Genomic DNA, 20908 nt, shown 5'->3' with positions numbered 1-20908 from the left:
ATCATTTAACGGACTATATAGTTAATGCAAAATACATAAAAAGGATGCATCAATACTCAAAAAAACAGATTATTTGCAAAAAAACTCTTCTATCACATTTTTACAACAGATTGTAAAGAACTATTTGCATCATTTGAATCGCTTTTTCGAACAGACTATTCGTTTTTTTGTTGTACCTACCTCTGTTTTTTGTTAGAGGTACGTCTAAATGGATTTAGAGGTAGGTGTAAATCAGTTTAGAGGTACCTCTAAATTATTTTAGACGTACCTCTAACAGAAAAGTGTTCGAAACCCCTGCGGTTTTTGACCGTATTCATGTATGTTTCTGATTCAATATATTTCATTTCACAAGCGTTACAGTCCATATAAATGCTTATTTTTGTCCGTTATTACCGCTCAATTGATAAAAGATGAAACAAGAAAAAATCAAACTCCTTTTTGTCTGTCTGGGGAATATCTGTCGCTCTCCTTCGGCCGAAGCCGTGATGAAAAAAGTCGTCAAAGAGGCCGGACTTGAAGATCGCTTTGAGATTGACTCTGCCGGTACTGCCGCTTATCATGAGGGGGAGATGGCCGACCAACGTATGCGGACGCATGCCTCTCGGCGAGGTTATCAATTGGAATCAATCTCTCGCCCGGTGCGAATGGATGATTTCGACCATTTTGACTTGATTATCGGTATGGATGATCAAAATATAACGAATCTCAAACGTTTGGCCCCGGATCTGGAATCGCAGCAAAAAATTCATCAGATGACCGAATTTTCTAAAGTGAAAACGATTGATCATGTGCCGGATCCCTATTATGGCGGAGCCAGCGGATTTGAAAACGTATTAGATATACTGGAAGATGCTTGCGACGGTTTGTTAGAGCAGATAAAAGAATCTTTATTGTAACCACACTATAACTCAAAAATCATGATCCGGAAAATTAGTTTAGTCCTATTTATAGTTAGTTTTTACACTGCTGTTTTCGCACAGCAAAATACGATAACGTACAAGTATAATCTCCTATTGACCGGTGCCTCTTTTGCATCACCTGAAAACAGATGGTTCGAAATGGGATGCCATGTTTTAGGAGCCAACCCGATTAACCGGGCTATCGGAGGTGAAGCCATTGCCAGTACAGCGAATCGAATGGCTGACGGCACTCTCTATTCCAAAGCAGAACTGGAGAATCTGGACGCTTTGGTGATCATGCAAGTACACGAACGGGATGTCTTCGAGCCGTCACAGCTGAAAGAAAATTATCACGACTACCCTACCCCATTTGAAAGAATCAATTATGCCGCGGCTTTCGATTATGTGATTAAACGATATATTTCGGAATGTTACGAACTGAAAAATGATCCTCAATCGAAATATTACAACACCCCAACGGGTAAACCGGCTGTCATCGTATTGTGTACCGACTGGCATGATGCACGGGTGGTTTATAATACCTCAGTTCGTCAGTTGGCTGAGAAATGGGGATTTCCGGTTGTTGAGTTTGATAAAAATATCGGGTTCTCTAAAAACCAGGTTCACCCTGTTACCCATGAACATTACAGTCTGCTCTACTCGACCGACACTCAGGAACTGAACGGCATAAAATATGGTTGGCATCCGATCCGCGGTGAAGCATCATACATTCAACAACGTATGGCCGCCATTTTTGCCCATAAAATGAAAGAAATATTGCCACTTAAATAAACGTATGGAGATCAAACGTGAGATACTGATCACTGCCGACGGAAGCCATACGTTATTCGTTCCGCAGATAAACGAGCATTATCATTCGGTGAACGGAGCGATACAAGAATCGATACATGTTTTTATTGAAGCCGGACTACACCAATTCTCCCAAAAACAGATACGGATATTGGAGATCGGTTTCGGCACCGGACTGAATGCTTTTCTTACATTCAAAGAGGCAGAGGAAAACAGTACGCAAACGATTGAATATATAAGTATCGAACGGTATCCGCTGCCGGAAGAGTTGGTCGATAGATTAAACTTTGGTTCATTGATCTGGCCGGAAAGGGAAGAATTTTTCCTGCACCTTCATAGATGTTCTTGGAATAAACCGATAAAAATTGCTGAACATTTTATATTTACCAAAATCGAGGACGACAGTAATTCTTGTCCTCTTCCGGAGAGTATTGATCTGATCTATTTTGATGCTTTCGCCCCAGAGAAACAGCCCGAAATGTGGACGCAGGAGATATTCGACAAATTATATGCGCATACCTCTTCGGGAGGAATAATCGTTACTTATTGTGCTAAAGGGGAAGTACGACGTAAAATGCAACAAGCCGGTTTTAAGATGGAACGTTTACCCGGACCACCGGGAAAAAGGCATATGCTGCGAGGAGTTAAATAATAAAAAGACCTTTTCAGCCCATCATTCAATCGGTTCAAAAGGTAATTCCGCATCTTTCCGGTAACCAGAGCCATTAAAAGTTGCAATTAAAGTACCTGCTTCATTGGTGATTTTCACTTCACAATGCGCCAGTCGTTTATGGTTGAATATTTCCTGAGCTTCCGCATAAAGAAACCCTGTCGATTCGGATTTAAAGAAATTAATCGAAGAATTGGTGGATAATGTCAATCGTGCATGACTATTCGTTGCAGCAGCAAAAGCTAAATCAGCCAGTGTAAAAATCGCTCCCCCTTGACAAACTCCCCCACCATTCAGATGCATCGGTTTGATTTCCATACGCGCTTTTGCATAGCCATTACCGACTTCCAACAATTCTACGCCAGCAAAAAGGGCGAATTTATCGCCCTGAAGAAATTCTTGTATAGTCACCGTTTTTAATGTTTAATTATAAATGATTAATGTTTAATTCTATATGGTTAACAACAAATAATTAATCATTTATCATTAACCATTAAACATTATTTGCTTAGTTTCCATTCGGCGCCCTCTTTCGTATCTTTGATCTCAAAACCGAAAGCCGATAACTCATCACGTATTTTATCAGATGTTGCCCAATCTTTATTGTTTTTGGCTTGTTGACGGATAGTCAACAATAGATCCACCGCTTTTCCGAATGCATCCTGGTTGTCACTTCCCGCAGAGGTTTCATCTTTCATGCCTAAAACAGTCAAAAAGAATGTTTGAAAGACCTCTTGTAATTCTTGTAAATCATCATGACTGATCGTTGCCTTTCCATCTTTTACCGAATTAATACCTCGCGCGGCATCAAACAAATATGAAATAACCACAGGCGAATTGAGATCATCATTCATCGCATCGGAACATTTCTCCCGAATCCCTTTAACAGCTATTGTTGAATGCTCTGTCGATTGTAATTTCTGTAAATGTTTATATGCATCCAACAAACGCGATAATCCTTTTTCGGAAGCTTGCAACGCCTCGTTACTAAAATCCAATGTGCTGCGATAATGTGCCTGAAGAATAAAAAAGCGGATAGTCATTGGTGAATAAGCCTGCGAAAGCATTTCATGTGTTCCGGAGAAAAACTCTTCCAAGGTAATAAAGTTACCTAACGACTTACCCATTTTTTGGCCGTTTACAGTAATCATATTGTTATGCACCCAATAACGCACCATATCTTCGCCCTGTGACGCGACAGCCTGAGCAATCTCGCATTCATGATGTGGAAAGATCAGATCCATACCACCTCCATGAATATCAAAATGTTTACCCAAATATTTTCGTCCCATAGCCGTACATTCACAATGCCATCCGGGAAAACCATTACTCCACGGCGAAGGCCATCGCATGATATGTTCAGGCTGTGCATTTTTCCAAAGTGCAAAATCAATCGGATTGCGTTTCTCATCCTGACCGTCCAAAATACGGGTTGTATTCAACATATCCTCAATATTCCGTCCGGAAAGGATACCATACCGATGTTCTTTATTATACTTTTCAACATCGAAGTAAACCGACCCCTGGCTTTCATAGGCATAACCGTTATCCAGGATCTTTTTGACCAATTCGATCTGTTCGATTATATGACCGGACGCTTGTGGTTCAATGCTCGGAGGAAGTACATTCAATATATCCAGTTCTTTGCGATAACGATTCAGGTAATATTGAACAACCTCCATCGGTTCCAATTGTTCCAAACGGGCTTTTTTTGCAATCTTATCTTCACCTTCATCGGCATCATGCTCTAAATGTCCGACGTCGGTCACATTTCTGACATATCTGACTTTATACCCCAGATGTTTCAGATAGCGAAACAACAGGTCAAACGTGATAGCCGAACGAGCATGCCCCAGATGCGCATCACTATAGACTGTCGGTCCACAGACATACATACCGACATAAGGTGCATGTAAAGGAGTAAACTGTTCTTTTTTTCTTGAAAGGGTATTATGTATAAATAAAGGATGTTCCATCGTTGACAAATGAGTTTAGAGTATCAATTTGTTTTATACGTAAAGGTGACTTTGGCCAAATCGGTATTCGCCTTTACTATTTTCGTTTTAAGGTCTTCTTTATAAGCGATCAGTTTCTCCTGTAATTGCTCATCGCCTACTGATAATATCTGAACTGCAAGAATACCGGCATTCAATGCTCCATTAATACCAACTGTAGCTACTGGAATCCCCGGAGGCATCTGAACGATTGCCAAAAGTGCATCCATCCCGTCCAGGGTCGAATTGATCGGAACGCCTATCACCGGCAATGTGGTCATCGAAGCAATCACACCACACAAATGAGCGGCCATACCTGCTGCTGCAATAATCACTTTAATTCCTCGATCTTTAGCACCTTTGGCAAATATTTCCACCTCAGCGGGAGTACGATGCGCAGAAAGAGCATGCATTTCAAACGGTACTTCCATCTCATTTAAAAACCCGGCAGCTTTTTCCATAACTGGAAGATCCGACGTGCTACCCATAATTATACTTACAACAGGAGTCATATTCTCTCAATTTATTTATACGCTACCCGCTATCTCTTCGGGTATCTCTTTATTAATCAAAAGAGTCAGGCAGAAATAATTCGTTTATCCGCCTGACCTTATGTGCTTTTTTATCGCCGAAATATATAGACTTATTTCGCAATCAGCTTTTGATAATCGTCTGCCGATAAAAGATCAGCCGTCTCTGCCGGATCTTTCATCGCAATTTTAATCAGCCACCCTTTTCCATAAGCGTCTTCATTCACCAATTCAGGCTTATCTTCCAGATCAGCATTTACTTCAACCACTTCGCCACTAACAGGCATAAACAGATCGGAAACAGTTTTAACAGCTTCTATCGTTCCAAAAACTTCTTCTTTGGCCACGGTCTCACCTTCTGTGTTTATATCCACAAACACAATTTCTCCCAATTCACTTTGCGCATAATCTGTAATACCGATATAAGCTTCATTCCCTTCAATCCGGATCCATTCATGATCCTTTGTGTACTTCAATTCAGCTGGAAAATTCATAATATGAGTTTTTAAATGAATAAATAGATATAGCTAATTAATGACGCAGTAAAGGTACATATAAATCCTAAACCAAAACCTGCGTATGTTTGCATTGGCGTATGCCGTTTTAAATAGATCCGAGAAGAACAAACCAATCCGGCAATAAGAAACAGCAACATAAAGGCCCAGAAAGGATTCATCAGATGGATCCGGCACACCCCCATCACTCCGCCCATCAGGCCGCCGATCCCTATACTATGTGCACTAATCTTCCATACAAAATTGACACATAACGCGATGAGTAGGGCGATAATGCCTCCTATCAATATCAACAACAGCCAGTTTGGCATCATCATTCTATACATATAATAGGTATAGAGCAATATCGAAGCGATAATAACCAGATAGGGAAGCACTCGCTCCCTTCGATCTGTCAACTCGATATCGGAAGCGCCTCCAGTTCGAATAATCAATAAAATAAATAATGCAGGAATAATGCAAGTCACCAACAGTGCGCCTACTATAATCAGTAGTTTTGCTTTATCCGGATAAATGGACAGATAGGTAAACATCATCGCTAATAGAACTCCATAAGTAACCATCAGCAACGGATGGAATAAAAAAGAGACGATGTTGGCAAACGTTTTCATCATGCCTACAAAATTATATTTCTTTTCTCAGACGAGCAACCGGAATATCCAATTGTTCCCGGTATTTGGCAACTGTCCGTCGGGCAATCACATACCCTTTTTGTTTCAGAATAGCTGTTAGCTCTTCATCTGTAAGCGGTTTACGTTTATCTTCTCCGTCAATATGTTCTTTCATGATTTTTTTCACTTCGCGGGTTGAGATCTCTTCGCCACTGTCTGTTTGCATCGATTCCGAGAAAAAATATTTCAACGGATAAACCCCAAAGTTTGTCTGCACATATTTACTGTTACTCACCCGGGAAATGGTCGAAATATCATATCCTGCACGTTCTGCGACATCTTTAAGGATCATCGGACGAAGTGTCGCCTCATCACCAGTCAGAAAAAAATCATGCTGCAACAGAATGATCGTTTCCATGGTACGTTGTAACGTCTCCTGACGTTGTCTGATTGCATCTATAAACCATTGAGCCGAATCCAGTTTCTGTTTGACAAACTGTACGGCCTCACGCATTTCGGAGGTCTGGTTCGCTTTATTCGACGAGTAATCTTTAAACATCTCTGCATATTCACGGTTGATATGCATATCGGGAATATCGCGGTTGTTCATACTCAAGGTTAATTCTCCATTATGTGCTTCCACAATAAAATCGGGTACCACAATACTCATGGCCAGTTCAAGCGGCGACCCCCACCCTGTTCCAGGCTTGGGATTCAACACGGTTATTTCATGAATGACCTGTTTGAGTGTGACTTCATCAATCCCTAAACCACGTTGTATCTTGTCGTAATGTTTACGTACAAATTCACCATAATAGTTTTTTAAAATAGATACTGCCAAAAGAATTGTTTCTGTTTGCTCTTTTTTATTGAGTTGTAAAAGCAAACATTCTCTCAAATCACGTGCACCGACTCCCGAGGGTTCAAAATCCTGAACAACACATAATATTTTTTCGATTTCATCCTCATCGACATCCTGTCCGGCTTGGAAAATCAGATCATCTGCTATAGATGATAAATCCCGTCTCAAATAACCGTCATCGTCAATATTTCCGATAATATATTCGGCTATTTTCATCTGTTTATCAGGCAATTCTCGCAATCCCAACTGTTCGAGCAGATACTCATTCAACGACTCACTTACCGAAAAAGGGATATCCTCCTTACGTTCACCCCGTTCGCTGAACTCTTTGAGTTTATAATCCGGGATATCGTCTTCTGTCAGGTAATCACCCAGATCTATCTCCTGGCTATCAGCAGTTAGACCCTCATCCCCCTCACCTTCTATCGCTTCAAACTCATCAAGCGGTTCACCCCCTTCTTCCAAAGCCGGATTTTCTTCCAATTCATGTTTTATGCGTTCTTCCAGTTCTATTGCAGGCAGTTCCAACAACCGGATTAATTGAATCTGTTGCGGAGAGAGCTTTTGTTGTAATTTCTGTTGTAATTGCTGTTTCAACATAAATCGATATTCTTAAAAAGATTGCAGAAACGCGTCGACAATCCTGACTATTCTAGAATATGCAAATATAAACGTTTATCACAAACCGCATCGAGATTCATCACGTAATAGTTGTAAAAGAATCACAAGAAAACCCTTTCACCAACCGTTCGAGGGAGTACCTGAAACGCTTCATGAATACAAGCCTTTTTCAAGCAACTCCCTAAAACATTCTTTTTTATCGTACACTTTCAATTATAGTAAAAGCCTCTTGGCATAATGAAGTGATTTTCCCCCACTCCTGATTCTTAATCATTTCGGCAGGAAACAGGTTTGAACCCATACCTACGCAAGTGACCCCTGCTTTAAACCAAGCTGTCAGATTTTCTTTCGTAGGCTCTACCCCGCCGGTGACCATCAACATCGACCAAGGCATCGGCGCCTTCACGTTTTTTACAAAAGAAGGTCCTCCCACATTTCCGGCCGGGAAGACTTTACATACATCACTTCCTGCCTCCTGGGCATTCCCAATTTCTGAAACCGATCCACATCCCGGAATATAAGGGATCAACCGCCGGTTACAAACCTTCGATATCTCCGGGTTAAAACAGGGACCTACCACAAAATTCGCCCCCAACTGAATATACATCGCGGCCGTTGCCGGATCGACAATCGATCCGATCCCCAGAATCATCTCAGGGCACTCTTTGGCTGCATACTTTACCAACGCACCAAACACCTCCTGAGCAAAATCGCCCCGGTTTGTAAATTCAAAAACTCTGACTCCTCCCTCATAACAGGCCTTAAGCACCTTCTGAGCAGTCTCTATATCCGCATGATAAAACACCGGAACCATTCCGGTGGACTGCATGACCGACAACGTCTTTATTTTATTAAACTTAGCCACGTTTTTTAATGATTAATTGTTAATTATTAATGATTAATGAAAAAAATAATGATATTTAATTAATCCCAGTTCAAAGACATAAGAGCTTAGTGCTGTTCCAATTAATCATTCATCATTAAACATTAATCATTCTATCTATATTCATCTCGAAACTCTCCCCGAAGCATCTCCTGCCATCAGCTTTTCGACCTCATCGACAGTGACTTGGTTAAAGTCGCCATAGATTGTATGCTTCAAACAAGATGCCGCAACGGCAAACTCCAACGCTTTCTGGTCATCCGCCGGATAAGTAATCAATCCGTAGATCAAACCACCCATAAACGAATCGCCACCTCCGACACGGTCTACAATATGGGTCATATCATAACGCTTTGACTGATACAGCTTTCCTTCAGAATAAAGCACTCCACCCCATGTGTTATGGTTGGCATTAATTGCACCCCGCAAGGTAATAATGACCTTCTTCGCCCGTGGGAAACGTTTCTGCATCTGTACACATACCGATTCAAACTCCGCTGCGTTCACCTCACCATGCGTAGCCGTCACATCAAAACCTTCCGGCTTAATAGCGAACACCTTCTCGCAATCTTCCTCATTTCCCAACACAATATCACAACACTCCACCAAAGCCGGCATCACTTCAGAGGCTGTTTTTCCATATTTCCAAAGGTTCTTCCGGTAATTCAGGTCACAACTCACCGTTATACCCAGCTTATTGGCCATCTTCACCGCCTCCAGACAAACATCAGCCGCCCCTTGTGAAATGGCCGGGGTAATTCCTGTCCAGTGAAACCAGGTCACTCCTTCAAACACGTTTTCCCAATTGATCATACCCGGCTGGATCTCCGCGATAGCCGAATGTGCCCGGTCATAGACCACCTTACTGGCACGCGCCACAGCGCCTGTTTCCAGAAAGTAAATCCCCAGACGGTCGCCCCCATAGACAATATGATCTGTTCCGACATTGTATTTGCGCAAATCCATTACACAAGACTTCGCTATATCGTTCTTCGGAAGGCGGGTAACAAACTCTGCTTTTAATCCATAATTGGCTAAAGACACAGCCACATTGGCTTCACCTCCTCCAAAGGTAGCATTAAATTGTGGGGACTGGTTAAAGCGTAGGTAATCAGGCGTTGCCAAGCGCAACATAATCTCTCCAAACGTTACGATTTTCTTCTCCATGACAGTAAATTAAGTTAGTAGCGTGCAAATATACTTATTTCGAAGTGAAAACAACTGTATCCTGTTCGTTTTCCCGAACGATCTGCAATAAGAATTCATTCGATAACTGTAGAACGATCGTTCTATAATTATCAAATGATCATTCCACAATTGTGAAACGATCATTTGACAATTGTCGAATGAATTCTTCTTTTGCATGTTTGAGGATAAAGATCTCATCGGATTAAACAAGCTATTGGCTATATTTCTCGTACCTTTGCATATTCAAAGATGTGAAACCGTCTAAATATTGTTTCTGTGGCAAGATATTTCATCTATTTAGGATATAACGGAAAAAATTACTGTGGGTGGCAGATACAACCTAATGGCGCTACGGTACAAGGGTGTATCGAGACAGCATTGGCCACTCTACTGCGCAAACCTGTGCCGATTGTAGGTGCCGGACGTACAGACAGTGGTGTGCATGCCCGGATGATGGTTGCCCATTTCGACTGGGAAGAGGAATTTGATGAGCTCTCTTTCCTGGCAGAGAAACTCAATCGTCTCCTGCCCAAAGATATTGCCATTCATCAAATCATTCCTGTTGCTCCGGATGCGCATGCCCGTTTTGATGCCACATCGCGCACCTACAACTATTACATCACCCGACAAAAGAACCCGTTCAATACTGATTTTGTGTACAAAATACACGGTTCATTGGATATTGAAGCCATGAATGAGGCGTGTAAAATCTTGTTTGAATACATTGATTTTACCAGTTTCAGCAAACTCCATACCGACGTAAAGACCAACAACTGCCGGATCATGCATGCCCAATGGACTCAGGAAGATGATGTCTGGGTGTTTACCATCCGGGCTGATCGTTTTTTGCGCAACATGGTACGTGCCATTGTCGGCACACTACTCGAAGTCGGACGAGGAAAACTGTCATTAGACGGCTTTCGTCGAGTCATCGAATCGAAAGACCGTGGCCAAGCCGGAACCTCCGTGCCGGGACAAGCTTTGTTTTTAGTAGATATCACATACGACTATATACACTTATAATGAAAAAATGCTCTTCATTATCCATTGTCAATTATCCATTGTCCATTGAATTATGTGGGTTGTTTTAGCTTTTGCCTCCGCCTTTCTTTTAGGCTGTTATGATATCAACAAGAAGATATCGCTGACCGGAAACGCAGTTATTCCGGTTCTGTTTTTCAATACACTTTTCAGCAGTCTACTGTTTATTCCGTTTATAGGTCTCTCGTTTTATACCTCCGTATTAGACGAAACACTCTTTTTTGTACCGAAAGCCTCTTTGCAGGAGCATCTGGCGGTAATGGTCAAGGCTATAATCGTTTTGTTATCCTGGCTCTTCGGGTATTTCGGAATCAAACACCTGCCTATAACGATCACCGGGCCGATTAAAGCGACTCAACCGGTACTGACTTTGATCGGCGCATTACTTATTTTCGGAGAACGATTAAATCTGTTACAATGGATAGGTGTTTTATTGGCCATAGCCTCTTTCTATCTGCTCTCTTCTTCCGGCAGAAAAGAAGGCATCCATTTTTCGCACAACAAATGGATCTTTTTCACGATCATGTCGGTTATTTTCGGGGCTTTAAGCGGTCTATACGATAAACATCTGATGAAAAGCATGGATGTGATGACCGTACAGGTATGGTTCAATGTGTATCAATGTATTATAATGACTTTTATCTTGTTACTCCTCTGGTATCCCCGAAGGAAAGCAAGTACTCCGTTTGTCTGGAAATGGAATATCCTTCTTATATCCGTTTTTCTGGTGGCGGCCGACTGGATTTATTTTTATGCCCTTAGCTTCCCGGATTCGATGATTGCCATTATCGCCATGATCCGCCGGAGCAATGTATTGGTCACATTCACCGCCGGCGCGTTCTTTTTCCATGAAAAGAACTTAAAGAGCAAAGCTGTAGATCTGCTGCTGGTATTGATCGGGATGATATTCCTCTATTTAGGAACAAAATAATACTTTTACAAACAATATTTATTAAAACATCTTTTATCTGTTAGAAATATTTCTTACATTTGTGGTATAACCAAAGCGACTATTGAAGAATACCTGAAGGACTTCGACTTAGATTACAAAAAGAGATGAGACTTAAATAAGTCCTTTTTAAAAAAAAAATAATATGATATGAAAATAAAAAAACTAAAAGCCGTTATTACTGGTGGCAAAGATCAATTTGGAGCATGGATTGAAGAAGTGCCCGGAGCCTATGGTGCTGGCGAAACGATCGAAGAAACAAAACAAAATCTTTTGGAGGGATTAAATCTTTATATCGAAGAAAATGAGAATATACCTGCTGTGTTGAAAGCAGATTATGAAATTGATTTTACTTTCGATACTTCCGGATTTCTGAAGTATTATTCTAAGTACATCTCATTTGCCGGAATGAAAGAGATTACAGGGATTAATCAAAAACAACTATGGTCATATGCGAATGGCTACAGAAATCCAAGCAAAGAAACTTCAGAAAAGATATTAAACAGCATTCAACTGTTTGGAGAAAAATTACTTCAAGCCCAATTACGTTTTTAAACGTACAAAAAATGAGAAAAATATGATGCGATTTATATTCACTATCATCGGCTGTTTTTTCCTGAGTGCCATAAATGCACAGGATATGGCCTCCGTTTTTACCAATATGCCCGACCGCTATATCCCTCAACTGGAAAGTGCTTGGCGAAGAGACCTTATAGATCTTTATAATTCCTCGGATAAGGAAGCCCGTTTACAAAACACGATGACCGGTTATTCTGTACTGGAAGAATTAACGGCTGATTACCTCAGACTTCGGTCTACCGAACGGACCACCATTGAAATGAAATTATTGCCGCTCGTCAATAATACCTATATCATTTGTATGACAACAACTATAGAAGGGCCTGCAGCGGACAGTCGTATCTCTTTTTTCACCACAGAATGGCAACCGCTTGAAGCAGAGACTCTATTAACACCTGTCAATACAACCTGGTTCATCCAAAAGAACGCACAACGAAGTGAAGATGAATACGACTATGCGATCTCACGGCTGGATATGGATCTGATTAAATATCAGTTAAGTCCTGAGAATCTGACCTTGACTGCAACTTATACCACTCCCCTTTACCTCAGCCGGGAGGAACGTGATAAAATAACCCCATTTATCAAAGATACTCCTAAGGTGTATACCTGGGAAAGATCGCAGTTTCAATAAAACAATGATCTGATGAAAAAGAGAGTTCTTTTCTTTTTGTTGCTTGTAGGTTTACAAAACATTTTTTGCTCTTCTGCACAGGAAATGAATTTGAATATTGTGTATATAGGCAACAGTATTTCACAAGGTGTTCTGATTGATCAACCTGAATTGAATGCACCACCGGTCAAAGCCAGTCTGTTCCTGGAACAAATGCCGTTAGTCGGAAATGTCAGGTATTCCAATCAGGGGGTAAGTGGCAAGACTACGGTAGATTTTTTACCTGCACAAAACAGTTATTTTGCCAAGGTAAAGGCTGCAGCCGATCAGTTTAAAGAGGATTCCAATGCCTTATTGCTCTTTTCCATTATGTTGGGAACGAATGACAGCGCCATCAAAGGACCCTATGGTGCTCCGGTCTCATCGGAACAGTATTATACGAATCTGCAAGTGATTATTGACGAATTGCTCAACCTATACCCGAAGAGTAAAATTATTTTACATTATCCGATATGGTATAGTCCTAATACCTACAACAATTCCATGTATCTGAAAGAAGGACTGGAGCGGTTAAAATCTTATTTTCCGCAATTGCATCTTTTAGCTGAAAGAAAGCCTAAAAATGTGTTTATTGGTGATACGGAAGCCTTCGAATTCTTTAAAGAGAATTATGATACGGTATTTGTCCCGGAAGATGGGAATGCTGGTGTTTTTTATCTTCATCCGAACCTTACCGGTGCTGCACGGCTTGGAGAATTCTGGGGAAAAGCGATTTACAGGATTATAGAAAAACGATAAAACGAAAGTATTTTTCTATCTCCCGGTTTATTGATTGTACTTAACGACTTGAAAAATACGGGAAATTAGAGTCGATTGTTTTGCCCACTTTTTAGGATTCAATGTATAACGAACAGTCTTATTATTTCCTTGTAATATAAGGTTATACGGAGATTCCTCCTGGTAGATTTGTTCCAACAGATCATATGGTATTTCTACCTTTGCCCGGTGTTGCCAATAATTCCTTTTAGGCTGTACATAATAGATCTCCGGCTCTCCTTTATACACTTCTTTACCGTTATGGTCTAAAAGAATAACAGCGTTTATCTGTAATACATCCTGTAAATAATATGTAAACGTATATGAAGCCGAATCGCGCCCGGATAAATAAGTGATATCGTAGGTAAGGCCTTTGGTTGCTTCTTTTTGATCACTCTTATACCCCTTTTGAGGATGAATAAAGTAGACATTCCCGTTTTCCTGAGGATAAAAAGAATAGTCACGGTTCACCTTTTGAGCCCAACCGTTAAAAGCCAAACATAAAATGAAACAGGATAAGAGAGAAAGTCGCATTGATTCTATTTTTTAATAATTATCGGAGTTGAACAAAGGTTCAACTCCGATAATAGAAGAATATTATAAAAGTATCTTATTCTCCGTAAACAAATGTTTCGTAAGTTGTAATGATACCTAAGATAGTATAATTACGTTCGTCTACATGAGTAATTCTTGTGATGCCTGCGTTTTTAGCAGCAGTTTGATAACTTGCGTCACCAGTAGCAAACAAACCTAAAATACCTGTAGCTTTTCCTGTTCCTACTTTTGTAGCCAGTTTATTGCTTGTTACAGCTGTTCCTGATATAACATCAGTATAAATAGCTCCCATTACAGGTGCTTTTGTTACGCCACAACTAGTTAAGAATGCTGCAGCAGCAATGCACATAAAGATTTTTTTCATAACTCTGAATATTGTTCTTACCCCCTCCCATGATAAGGAATGTTAGTTTGTTATTTAAACGGTTAGGGAGGATACCCATTTGTTTTCACTTGCGCCCGCAAAATTACAAAAAAATTAATATTGTTATTTTAATTTATGTTAATTGATCGATTGAAACCGGTCTTGCTGGGATTGTAAGGCCGGTCAATATTAGCATACAAAACAAAAAATATATGTAATGAAAGTTATCTTATTCATCATGCAACGCTCTCACAGGTCCGTTTGAGCCGTTCTGTATGAATATTTATTGCTTCCAGAAACCCGGAATAAGGATTGTCAATACTGTAAAAATCTCCAGACGACCGGTTAACATTAAAAAGGATAGAAACCATTTCGATACGACCGGAACATCGGCATAATTATCAAATGGTCCTAACGAGCCTAAAGCCGGACCGATATTCCCTATAGCAGATATGGCTACACTCACCGCATCATCAAACGACATACCATCTAATGCCAATACAAGGCAACTCACAACAATCAAAGTTATATAGGCAAAAGCAAAAGCCAGGACACGATGTACGATTTCTCCCGAAACCACATGTTTGTTCATTCGCACCGGAATGATCGCATGCGGATGCGTTTGTTTCTTGAATTCATTCGAAAGGTTTTTCGTCAAGATCACAAAACGTCCCACTTTCAATCCTCCGCTGGTAGAACCGGCACAGCCACAGACAAACATCAGGAATAAAGCAATCAACCAGAAAAAAGCGCCCCACTCAACATAGTTTGCCGTTCCAAAACCACAGGTTGTTATTAACGAAATAACCTGAAAACAAGCATGGCGAAAGGCGTACTCAATATCCGTCGTATACCCATTATATAATAACCAACCCAACGTTGCCCCCGTTGCCACTACCACAAACATCAGAAACCAACGGAATTCTTCGTCTTTTATCAGTTTGATCGGTTGAATCTTCAAACAAAAATATATAAGGGTAATATTCGTAGCACCTAAGAACATAAAGATCATAATGACATACTCGACATAAGCCGAATCCCAATAAGCTATACTGGTGTTCCGGGTAGAATATCCTCCGGTAGAAATAGTCGTCAACCCATGATTCAGTGCATCATAAAAGTTCATCGGACCTATCCAAAGAAGCACAACGACCAAAAGAGTCAGAAAAATATACACACCGGAAAGACGTTTGGCCACCTGAGTCACCCGGGGCAAGAAACGATCATGCGTAATGCCTGGAGTCTCCGCATCAAATAGCTGAGAAGCGCCTCCTCCAAATATCGGCATCAATGCTACAGTAAACACAATAATACCGATTCCTCCCTGCCATTGCGTCAAGCTACGCCAAAACAATATGCCTTTCGGCATCGATTCGATATTCGTCAGAATAGAAGCACCGGTAGTTGTATAACCCGACATCGTTTCAAAAAAAGCGTCTGTCACATTATCGATATACCCTCCCAGATAAAAGGGAAGCATACCAAATAAAGAGAACAACAGCCAGGTCAGGGCGACTGTCAACATCCCTTCACGCCGTCCGGCCATATGTTCATCTGCATGCAAACCGATCAGGTAAAAAAGTCCCCCCACAACAAACATGATCCCACTGGAGATCAATAACGGAATAAAATCTCCTTCTTTATACAAGAAACCGACCAATGTCGCCAACAGCATGAAGAATGTTTCCAACAGAAACATCATGCCCAACATTTTCAGTATAAATCGTATATTGATCATGAATGATTAATTGAAATAATCCTCCAGTCGACGCATCGCCGAGTCCAGACAGAAAACCACCACATGGTCGTTCGCCTGAATCTGTGTATTCCCTTTAACCAGCATCGGTTCTCCGTCACGTATCATGCCGCCTAAAGTCATATCTTTTGGTAATTTAAGATCTTGCACCTGCTTTCGGGTAATTTTCGAATCCGGTCGGGCAACCAGTTCCGCAACGTTTGCATTTGCAAAAGTCAGCATCTTCACATTCGAGACATCGGCATCCAACAAGAATTTGTAAATATGGCTGGCCGCTATCAGTTTTTTATTAATCACCGCCCCGATATCCATACTTTCCGCTAACGAGATATAATCGAGATTCTCTATTTTGGCAATGGTTTTAAAAACACCAAAACGTTTAGCTGCAATACATGAGAGAATATTTGTACTGGCGTTCTCAGTCAAAGCGATAAAAGCCTGAGCGTCTTTTATTCCTTCCTGTTGCAACAGTTCGGTATCACGGGCATCTCCATTAATAACCAATACGTTACCCGGAACAATTTCCGCCACACGATGGCTTTCTTCCTTGTCGGTCTCAAAGAGCTTTATACGTATATTGTTCGGGAGATACTGACAAGCCCGGATAGCGATCCGGCTGGCACCCATAATAAATATCTTCTTGACTTCCGGGTCTTTCTTTCCGGCCAACACACGAACATCATCCACATGCGATTTGGTTGTCGTAAAAAACAATAAATCATCCGCTTCTATGAGATCACTCCCTCGAGGAATGATCGTTTCATTTTTTCGTTTGATTGCCACAATATGATAATACTTGTCTTCATTGGGCAGATCCATAATCCGCATATTCACAAACTGTGAATTCTCACGGATCTTTACGCCTATCAGAATCAATGCACCACCAAACAGTTCCCAATACTGGCGGGTCCATGGCCTACGAATATCCGATACGATCTCTTTAGCTGCCAACATCTCCGGATAGATCATCGAGTTAATCCCGAGTGTTTCAAAAAATTCTTTATTTTTGGGTAAGAGGTATTCGTAGTTATTGATTCGAGCCAGCGTTTTCTTAGCCCCCAAATTATGAGCCAACATACAAGCCATCACATTCACCGCCTCTTCCGGTGTCACACTAACAAACAGATCCGCATTTTTAATCCCCGCCTCTTCCAGGTTACGAAGTGATGTCGGATCACCGACAACCGGCAGGATATCCATATTCGAATTGGGAAAAGTCAACCGTTCTTCATCCGGGTCCATTAGAATGATATCCATTTTTTCCTGGGACAACATTTTAGCTAAATGTGTACCCACCTCTCCGGCACCGGCTATAATAATTTTCACGTCCGTTAATTATTGGTTTGATATATTCATTTCACGCTTCATAGCGGATTAAGCATTTTTTTTGCCTTTTGCACAATCCCTTCCGCATCCATTTCACATAATCGGTATAATTCTGGAATGGAGCCATGTTCTATAAATTCATCCCCTACACCGATCCGTTGCAGAACGGGGGTATATCCGTGATCAGCCATAAACTCAATCACTGCTGTTCCTAATCCACCCCTGATCACGCCATTTTCCACCGTTAATACATATTTATAGGTACGTCCTACTTCATGTAAAAGAGCCTCATCAATCGGTTTGAGGTAAATCATATCATAATGAGCAACCGAAAATCCATCCTGTTCCAATACATCTATCGCCTTAATAACCTCATTACCAATCGGGCCGATCGACAAAACAGCCATATCCGTTCCCGCTCTTAACCGCTTTCCTTTACCAACAGGAAGCGGTTCCATTTTGTTGCGCCAATCCCTGAGTTCGCCTTTCCCACGCGGATAACGAATCACAAATGGCCCGTCGGCGACTTTATAACCGGTATACATCAGGTTGCGCAAATCGATCTCATTTAAAGGAGAAGAAATTACTAAATTAGGAATCGGACGCAAATAAGCCAGATCAAAGATCCCATGATGAGTCGCACCATCCTCACCTACCAAACCGGCACGATCCAGACAAAGTACCATATGCAGTTTCTGTAAAGCGACGTCATGAATCAACATGTCGTAAGCACGCTGCATAAACGAAGAGTACACATTACAAAAAGGGATCATACCCTCTTTCGCCATACCGGCAGAAAAAGTAACCGCATGACCTTCAGCGATACCGACATCAAAAGAACGTTTTGGAAAAGCTTTCATCATATAACACATCGAACTTCCCGTTGGCATAGCCGGAGTGACTCCTACAATCCGTTCGTCTTGCTCTGCCAGTTCCACCAATGTATGGCCAAACACATCCTGATACAGTTGAGGTTCGTTCAACTTAAGCGGTACGATTCGTTCACCGGTCTCTTTATTAAATCTTCCGGGCGCATGCCATTCGGTAGCCGATTCTTCTGCCGGTTTGAAGCCTTTTCCTTTTTTTGTCTTGATATGCAACAACTTCGGCCCTTTCATATGTTTGATATCATTCATCACTTTAGCCAGATAGTTGACATCATGTCCATCTATCGGACCAAAATAGCGGATACTAAATCCTTCAAACAGATTATGTTGTTCGGTAATCAGCGCTTTCAGGCTATTATTCAGGCGGAGAATAATCCCCCGTCGGTTTTCATTAATCAATTTCATCCGCTTCAAACCTCTGTAGGCATCATATCGCACCTTATTATAGGTCTGACTTGTGGTGATATCCACCAAATATTGACTCAACCCGCCAACACTCTGGTCGATCGCCATATCGTTATCATTGAGAATGATCAATAAGTTATTCGGATTAGCCGATGCATTATTCAACCCTTCAAAAGCCAACCCTCCTGTCATAGCACCGTCACCGATGACAGCCACCACATTACGATTTTCTTCTTTCTGAAGATCAAAAGCAACCGACATACCCAATGCCGCCGAGATCGAATTGGAAGCATGCCCTGCTATAAAGGAATCATATTCGCTCTCTGCCGGATTAGGAAAACCACTGATCCCTTTAAATGTCCGTAACGTATGAAAAGCTTCCCGGCGACCTGTCAATATTTTATGTCCATACGCCTGATGCCCCACATCCCAGACAATACGGTCATAGGGTGTATTAAACACATAATGCAATGCAACCGTCAGTTCCACTGTTCCCAGGCTGGCGCCCAGGTGTCCCGGATGTTCCGAGAGTATATCTATTATATATTGACGCAACTCTTCACACACCTTCGGCAAATCATCCATCGCCAATTGCCGTAAATCATTCGGCGATTGAATCTTTTCCAAAAGATGTTCATTTGTGCTTTCAGTCATGATCTTTTTCTTTGCCCGCAAAATTACAGAATTAACCCCACATAAAATAGTTTTATGGGCGTTATTCCTTTATTCGAATACGATCCTGAACTTTGTCAGTCCATCTTCATAACTCCGAAGAGAAAAAGAGCAATGGTGTTTTTGCAGTACTTCACGGATAAAAATCAAGCCGATCCCCTGCCCTTGTGGTTTCGTCGAAAAGAACGGGCTGAATAATTTTGTTTCGGTTTCTTCGTCAATGCCTTTCCCATTATCTGCTATTTCAAGCATGATGGGATGATTGGTCGTGCGCACATAAATTTTTCCATCCCGGTCGATAGATTCGGCAGCATTTTTTATGATATTGACCAACACCTGTTCAAAAAGAGAGACATCTAAAAAAACGGTTGGTGACTCCTCACTTAACTCCGGTATAATTTCAATCTGGCGGTTTTGACAAATTGTCTCCATAAAACGTTTACAAGAGGTAACAACCGTGTTAAGACTAACCTGCCGGAGTTCAGGTTCCGGTATACGAACCACATCAGCAAATTTGGTAATAAACCGGCTCATACTATAACATCTTTCAATAGAAATCCGAAGCACCTCACTGAGTTCTTCCATATGCTCCATCCCCTTAAACGTTTCGTCAAGCGTATCCAATGTCGAAGTAATACCGGCCGTCGTATTATTCACTTCATGTGCAATCATCCGAATCACTTTTTCATACGCTTTCTTTTCTGCCTTAAAGACCTCCTGTGTAAGCGATTCCACCAGATAAAAATCGTGATGAAAACCTTTATCTATAAAAGAAGAATGGGTACATTTATAGATATGAGCATTACTTAAACGGATCGTTCGGGAATCATACATTGGTGTATCAATAAGTTCACGACCCAGTGGAGATTCCAACGAGGTTAACTCCTTACCATAAAGTAAATCAACATGTCGCACCCCGAGTATCTGGCATCCGGCCGAATTGACCGAACGTATTTTTTGATCCAGATCCATAATAATCACCCCTAAAGGAGAGGCATTGATCAACAGATCCAAGAAATGATTTTGTTCCCGCAGATACAACCGTTCATTCTTCAGTTGCTCCATCATTTTATTAAAGACATCAACCACCCGGTCTGCTTCGGTCTGTCCAACACGTCCCAGACGCGAACTAAAATCCTGTTCTTTCAATAACTCCATACCGTTTCCGATGATATATAACGGCTTGACAATACGACGGTAAAAAACAAACAGATAGAGAATCGTCAATAAAAGCACCCCCTCTACAATAAAAAACAGGTAGATAGATGATGTTTGGAATACATAATACGTAAGCACAACTAAAACGGTCAATAATAAAACAGTCAGTATCCAAAACATCCCTTTCAGCTTCATCCCCTGTAG

Annotated in this window: 22 protein-coding genes; 8 read left to right on the top strand and 14 right to left on the bottom strand. The window is 41.2% G+C overall.

Annotation, left to right across the window (positions count from 1 at the left end; genetic code table 11):
• Positions 1-410: 410 nt before the first annotated feature.
• The 3 genes from M2135_RS11285 to mnmD are packed head-to-tail and all read left to right on the top strand — an operon-like array spanning position 411 to position 2361.
• Complete coding sequence (locus M2135_RS11285; protein WP_280748613.1) at positions 411-896, top strand: low molecular weight protein-tyrosine-phosphatase; 486 nt, start codon at positions 411-413, stop codon at positions 894-896.
• Between the two features lie 21 nt (positions 897-917).
• Complete coding sequence (locus M2135_RS11280; protein WP_280748612.1) at positions 918-1691, top strand: DUF5040 domain-containing protein; 774 nt, start codon at positions 918-920, stop codon at positions 1689-1691.
• 4 nt (positions 1692-1695) lie between these two features.
• Positions 1696-2361, top strand: coding sequence for a tRNA (5-methylaminomethyl-2-thiouridine)(34)-methyltransferase MnmD (gene mnmD / locus M2135_RS11275; RefSeq protein WP_280748611.1), 666 nt, complete (start codon positions 1696-1698; stop codon positions 2359-2361).
• A 21-nt stretch (positions 2362-2382) separates the two neighbouring features.
• On the opposite strand, the gene M2135_RS11270 is transcribed toward mnmD, so the two are convergent.
• The 8 genes from M2135_RS11270 to M2135_RS11235 all read right to left on the bottom strand — a co-directional run bounded on the left by M2135_RS11270 (position 2383) and on the right by M2135_RS11235 (position 9562).
• Complete coding sequence (locus M2135_RS11270; protein WP_280748610.1) at positions 2383-2790, bottom strand: PaaI family thioesterase; 408 nt, start codon at positions 2788-2790, stop codon at positions 2383-2385.
• A gap of 89 nt (positions 2791-2879) precedes the next feature.
• On the bottom strand, positions 2880-4355 hold the full coding sequence (gene cysS, locus M2135_RS11265) for a cysteine--tRNA ligase (protein WP_280748609.1): 1476 nt from the start codon (positions 4353-4355) through the stop codon (positions 2880-2882).
• A gap of 23 nt (positions 4356-4378) precedes the next feature.
• Positions 4379-4885, bottom strand: coding sequence for a 5-(carboxyamino)imidazole ribonucleotide mutase (gene purE, locus M2135_RS11260; RefSeq protein WP_280748608.1), 507 nt, complete (start codon positions 4883-4885; stop codon positions 4379-4381).
• A 131-nt stretch (positions 4886-5016) separates the two neighbouring features.
• Positions 5017-5397, bottom strand: a complete 381-nt coding sequence (gene gcvH, locus M2135_RS11255; protein WP_280748607.1) for a glycine cleavage system protein GcvH — start codon at positions 5395-5397, stop codon at positions 5017-5019.
• A gap of 11 nt (positions 5398-5408) precedes the next feature.
• The gene (locus M2135_RS11250) at positions 5409-6029 is read right to left on the bottom strand and encodes a hypothetical protein (protein WP_348537114.1); all 621 of its coding nucleotides are present in this window, start codon (positions 6027-6029) and stop codon (positions 5409-5411) included.
• A 13-nt stretch (positions 6030-6042) separates the two neighbouring features.
• Positions 6043-7491, bottom strand: a complete 1449-nt coding sequence (rpoN, locus tag M2135_RS11245; protein ID WP_280748605.1) for an RNA polymerase factor sigma-54 — start codon at positions 7489-7491, stop codon at positions 6043-6045.
• A gap of 217 nt (positions 7492-7708) precedes the next feature.
• Entirely contained in the window at positions 7709-8377 is a 669-nt protein-coding gene (locus M2135_RS11240) for a bifunctional 4-hydroxy-2-oxoglutarate aldolase/2-dehydro-3-deoxy-phosphogluconate aldolase (protein ID WP_280748604.1), read from the bottom strand.
• 141 nt (positions 8378-8518) lie between these two features.
• On the bottom strand, positions 8519-9562 hold the full coding sequence (locus M2135_RS11235) for a sugar kinase (RefSeq protein ID WP_280748603.1): 1044 nt from the start codon (positions 9560-9562) through the stop codon (positions 8519-8521).
• Positions 9563-9859: 297 nt separating this feature from the next.
• Between M2135_RS11235 and truA the strand changes: the two genes are divergently transcribed.
• The 5 genes from truA (at position 9860) to M2135_RS11210 (ending at position 13563) form a co-directional block, all read left to right on the top strand.
• Positions 9860-10606 (top strand): tRNA pseudouridine(38-40) synthase TruA, encoded by a 747-nt coding sequence (truA, locus tag M2135_RS11230; RefSeq protein WP_280748602.1) that lies wholly within the window; start codon positions 9860-9862, stop codon positions 10604-10606.
• A 52-nt stretch (positions 10607-10658) separates the two neighbouring features.
• Positions 10659-11555, top strand: a complete 897-nt coding sequence (locus M2135_RS11225) for a DMT family transporter (RefSeq protein WP_280748601.1) — start codon at positions 10659-10661, stop codon at positions 11553-11555.
• Positions 11556-11723: 168 nt separating this feature from the next.
• The gene (locus tag M2135_RS11220) at positions 11724-12128 is read left to right on the top strand and encodes a type II toxin-antitoxin system HicB family antitoxin (protein WP_280748600.1); all 405 of its coding nucleotides are present in this window, start codon (positions 11724-11726) and stop codon (positions 12126-12128) included.
• Between the two features lie 22 nt (positions 12129-12150).
• Positions 12151-12786 carry a DUF3256 family protein gene (locus M2135_RS11215; RefSeq protein ID WP_280748599.1) on the top strand — a complete coding sequence of 212 codons (636 nt, stop codon included), beginning with the start codon at positions 12151-12153 and terminating at the stop codon, positions 12784-12786.
• Between the two features lie 12 nt (positions 12787-12798).
• A complete protein-coding gene (locus tag M2135_RS11210) occupies positions 12799-13563 on the top strand; it encodes a GDSL-type esterase/lipase family protein (protein ID WP_280748598.1) in 765 nt (254 codons plus the stop codon).
• A gap of 27 nt (positions 13564-13590) precedes the next feature.
• On the opposite strand, the gene M2135_RS11205 is transcribed toward M2135_RS11210, so the two are convergent.
• The 6 genes from M2135_RS11205 to M2135_RS11180 form a co-directional block, all read right to left on the bottom strand.
• Positions 13591-14115, bottom strand: a complete 525-nt coding sequence (locus M2135_RS11205; protein ID WP_280748597.1) for a hypothetical protein — start codon at positions 14113-14115, stop codon at positions 13591-13593.
• 76 nt (positions 14116-14191) lie between these two features.
• Positions 14192-14500, bottom strand: coding sequence for a TRL-like family protein (locus tag M2135_RS11200; RefSeq protein WP_280748596.1), 309 nt, complete (start codon positions 14498-14500; stop codon positions 14192-14194).
• Positions 14501-14783: 283 nt separating this feature from the next.
• Positions 14784-16238, bottom strand: coding sequence for a TrkH family potassium uptake protein (locus tag M2135_RS11195; RefSeq protein WP_280748595.1), 1455 nt, complete (start codon positions 16236-16238; stop codon positions 14784-14786).
• Between the two features lie 6 nt (positions 16239-16244).
• A complete protein-coding gene (gene trkA, locus M2135_RS11190; protein ID WP_280748594.1) occupies positions 16245-17582 on the bottom strand; it encodes a Trk system potassium transporter TrkA in 1338 nt (445 codons plus the stop codon).
• A gap of 38 nt (positions 17583-17620) precedes the next feature.
• Positions 17621-19528 carry a 1-deoxy-D-xylulose-5-phosphate synthase gene (dxs, locus tag M2135_RS11185; RefSeq protein ID WP_280748593.1) on the bottom strand — a complete coding sequence of 636 codons (1908 nt, stop codon included), beginning with the start codon at positions 19526-19528 and terminating at the stop codon, positions 17621-17623.
• 69 nt (positions 19529-19597) lie between these two features.
• Positions 19598-20899 (bottom strand): ATP-binding protein, encoded by a 1302-nt coding sequence (locus M2135_RS11180; RefSeq protein WP_280748592.1) that lies wholly within the window; start codon positions 20897-20899, stop codon positions 19598-19600.
• Between the last annotated feature and the right edge of the window lie 9 nt (positions 20900-20908).

It is taken from the genome of Parabacteroides sp. PF5-9, assembly GCF_029893105.1.
Lineage (GTDB): Bacteria > Bacteroidota > Bacteroidia > Bacteroidales > Tannerellaceae > JARXWG01.
This window is presented reverse-complemented; position numbering and strand designations above follow the sequence as displayed.

Excerpts from the sequence above, each read along its gene's own strand:
- M2135_RS11195 (WP_280748595.1), bottom strand. The coding sequence starts at position 16,238 with ATGATCAATATACGATTTATACTGAAAATGTTGGGCATGATGTTTCTG.
- cysS (WP_280748609.1), bottom strand. The coding sequence starts at position 4,355 with ATGGAACATCCTTTATTTATACATAATACCCTTTCAAGAAAAAAAGAA.
- M2135_RS11220 (WP_280748600.1), top strand. The coding sequence starts at position 11,724 with ATGAAAATAAAAAAACTAAAAGCCGTTATTACTGGTGGCAAAGATCAA.
- M2135_RS11215 (WP_280748599.1), top strand. The coding sequence starts at position 12,151 with ATGATGCGATTTATATTCACTATCATCGGCTGTTTTTTCCTGAGTGCC.
- rpoN (WP_280748605.1), bottom strand. The coding sequence starts at position 7,491 with ATGTTGAAACAGCAATTACAACAGAAATTACAACAAAAGCTCTCTCCG.
- M2135_RS11225 (WP_280748601.1), top strand. The coding sequence starts at position 10,659 with ATGTGGGTTGTTTTAGCTTTTGCCTCCGCCTTTCTTTTAGGCTGTTAT.
- purE (WP_280748608.1), bottom strand. The coding sequence starts at position 4,885 with ATGACTCCTGTTGTAAGTATAATTATGGGTAGCACGTCGGATCTTCCA.
- mnmD (WP_280748611.1), top strand. The coding sequence starts at position 1,696 with ATGGAGATCAAACGTGAGATACTGATCACTGCCGACGGAAGCCATACG.
- M2135_RS11235 (WP_280748603.1), bottom strand. The coding sequence starts at position 9,562 with ATGGAGAAGAAAATCGTAACGTTTGGAGAGATTATGTTGCGCTTGGCA.
- M2135_RS11280 (WP_280748612.1), top strand. The coding sequence starts at position 918 with ATGATCCGGAAAATTAGTTTAGTCCTATTTATAGTTAGTTTTTACACT.
- M2135_RS11210 (WP_280748598.1), top strand. The coding sequence starts at position 12,799 with ATGAAAAAGAGAGTTCTTTTCTTTTTGTTGCTTGTAGGTTTACAAAAC.
- M2135_RS11200 (WP_280748596.1), bottom strand. The coding sequence starts at position 14,500 with ATGAAAAAAATCTTTATGTGCATTGCTGCTGCAGCATTCTTAACTAGT.
- M2135_RS11285 (WP_280748613.1), top strand. The coding sequence starts at position 411 with ATGAAACAAGAAAAAATCAAACTCCTTTTTGTCTGTCTGGGGAATATC.
- M2135_RS11250 (WP_348537114.1), bottom strand. The coding sequence starts at position 6,029 with ATGAAAACGTTTGCCAACATCGTCTCTTTTTTATTCCATCCGTTGCTG.
- M2135_RS11180 (WP_280748592.1), bottom strand. The coding sequence starts at position 20,899 with ATGAAGCTGAAAGGGATGTTTTGGATACTGACTGTTTTATTATTGACC.
- gcvH (WP_280748607.1), bottom strand. The coding sequence starts at position 5,397 with ATGAATTTTCCAGCTGAATTGAAGTACACAAAGGATCATGAATGGATC.
- M2135_RS11205 (WP_280748597.1), bottom strand. The coding sequence starts at position 14,115 with ATGCGACTTTCTCTCTTATCCTGTTTCATTTTATGTTTGGCTTTTAAC.
- dxs (WP_280748593.1), bottom strand. The coding sequence starts at position 19,528 with ATGACTGAAAGCACAAATGAACATCTTTTGGAAAAGATTCAATCGCCG.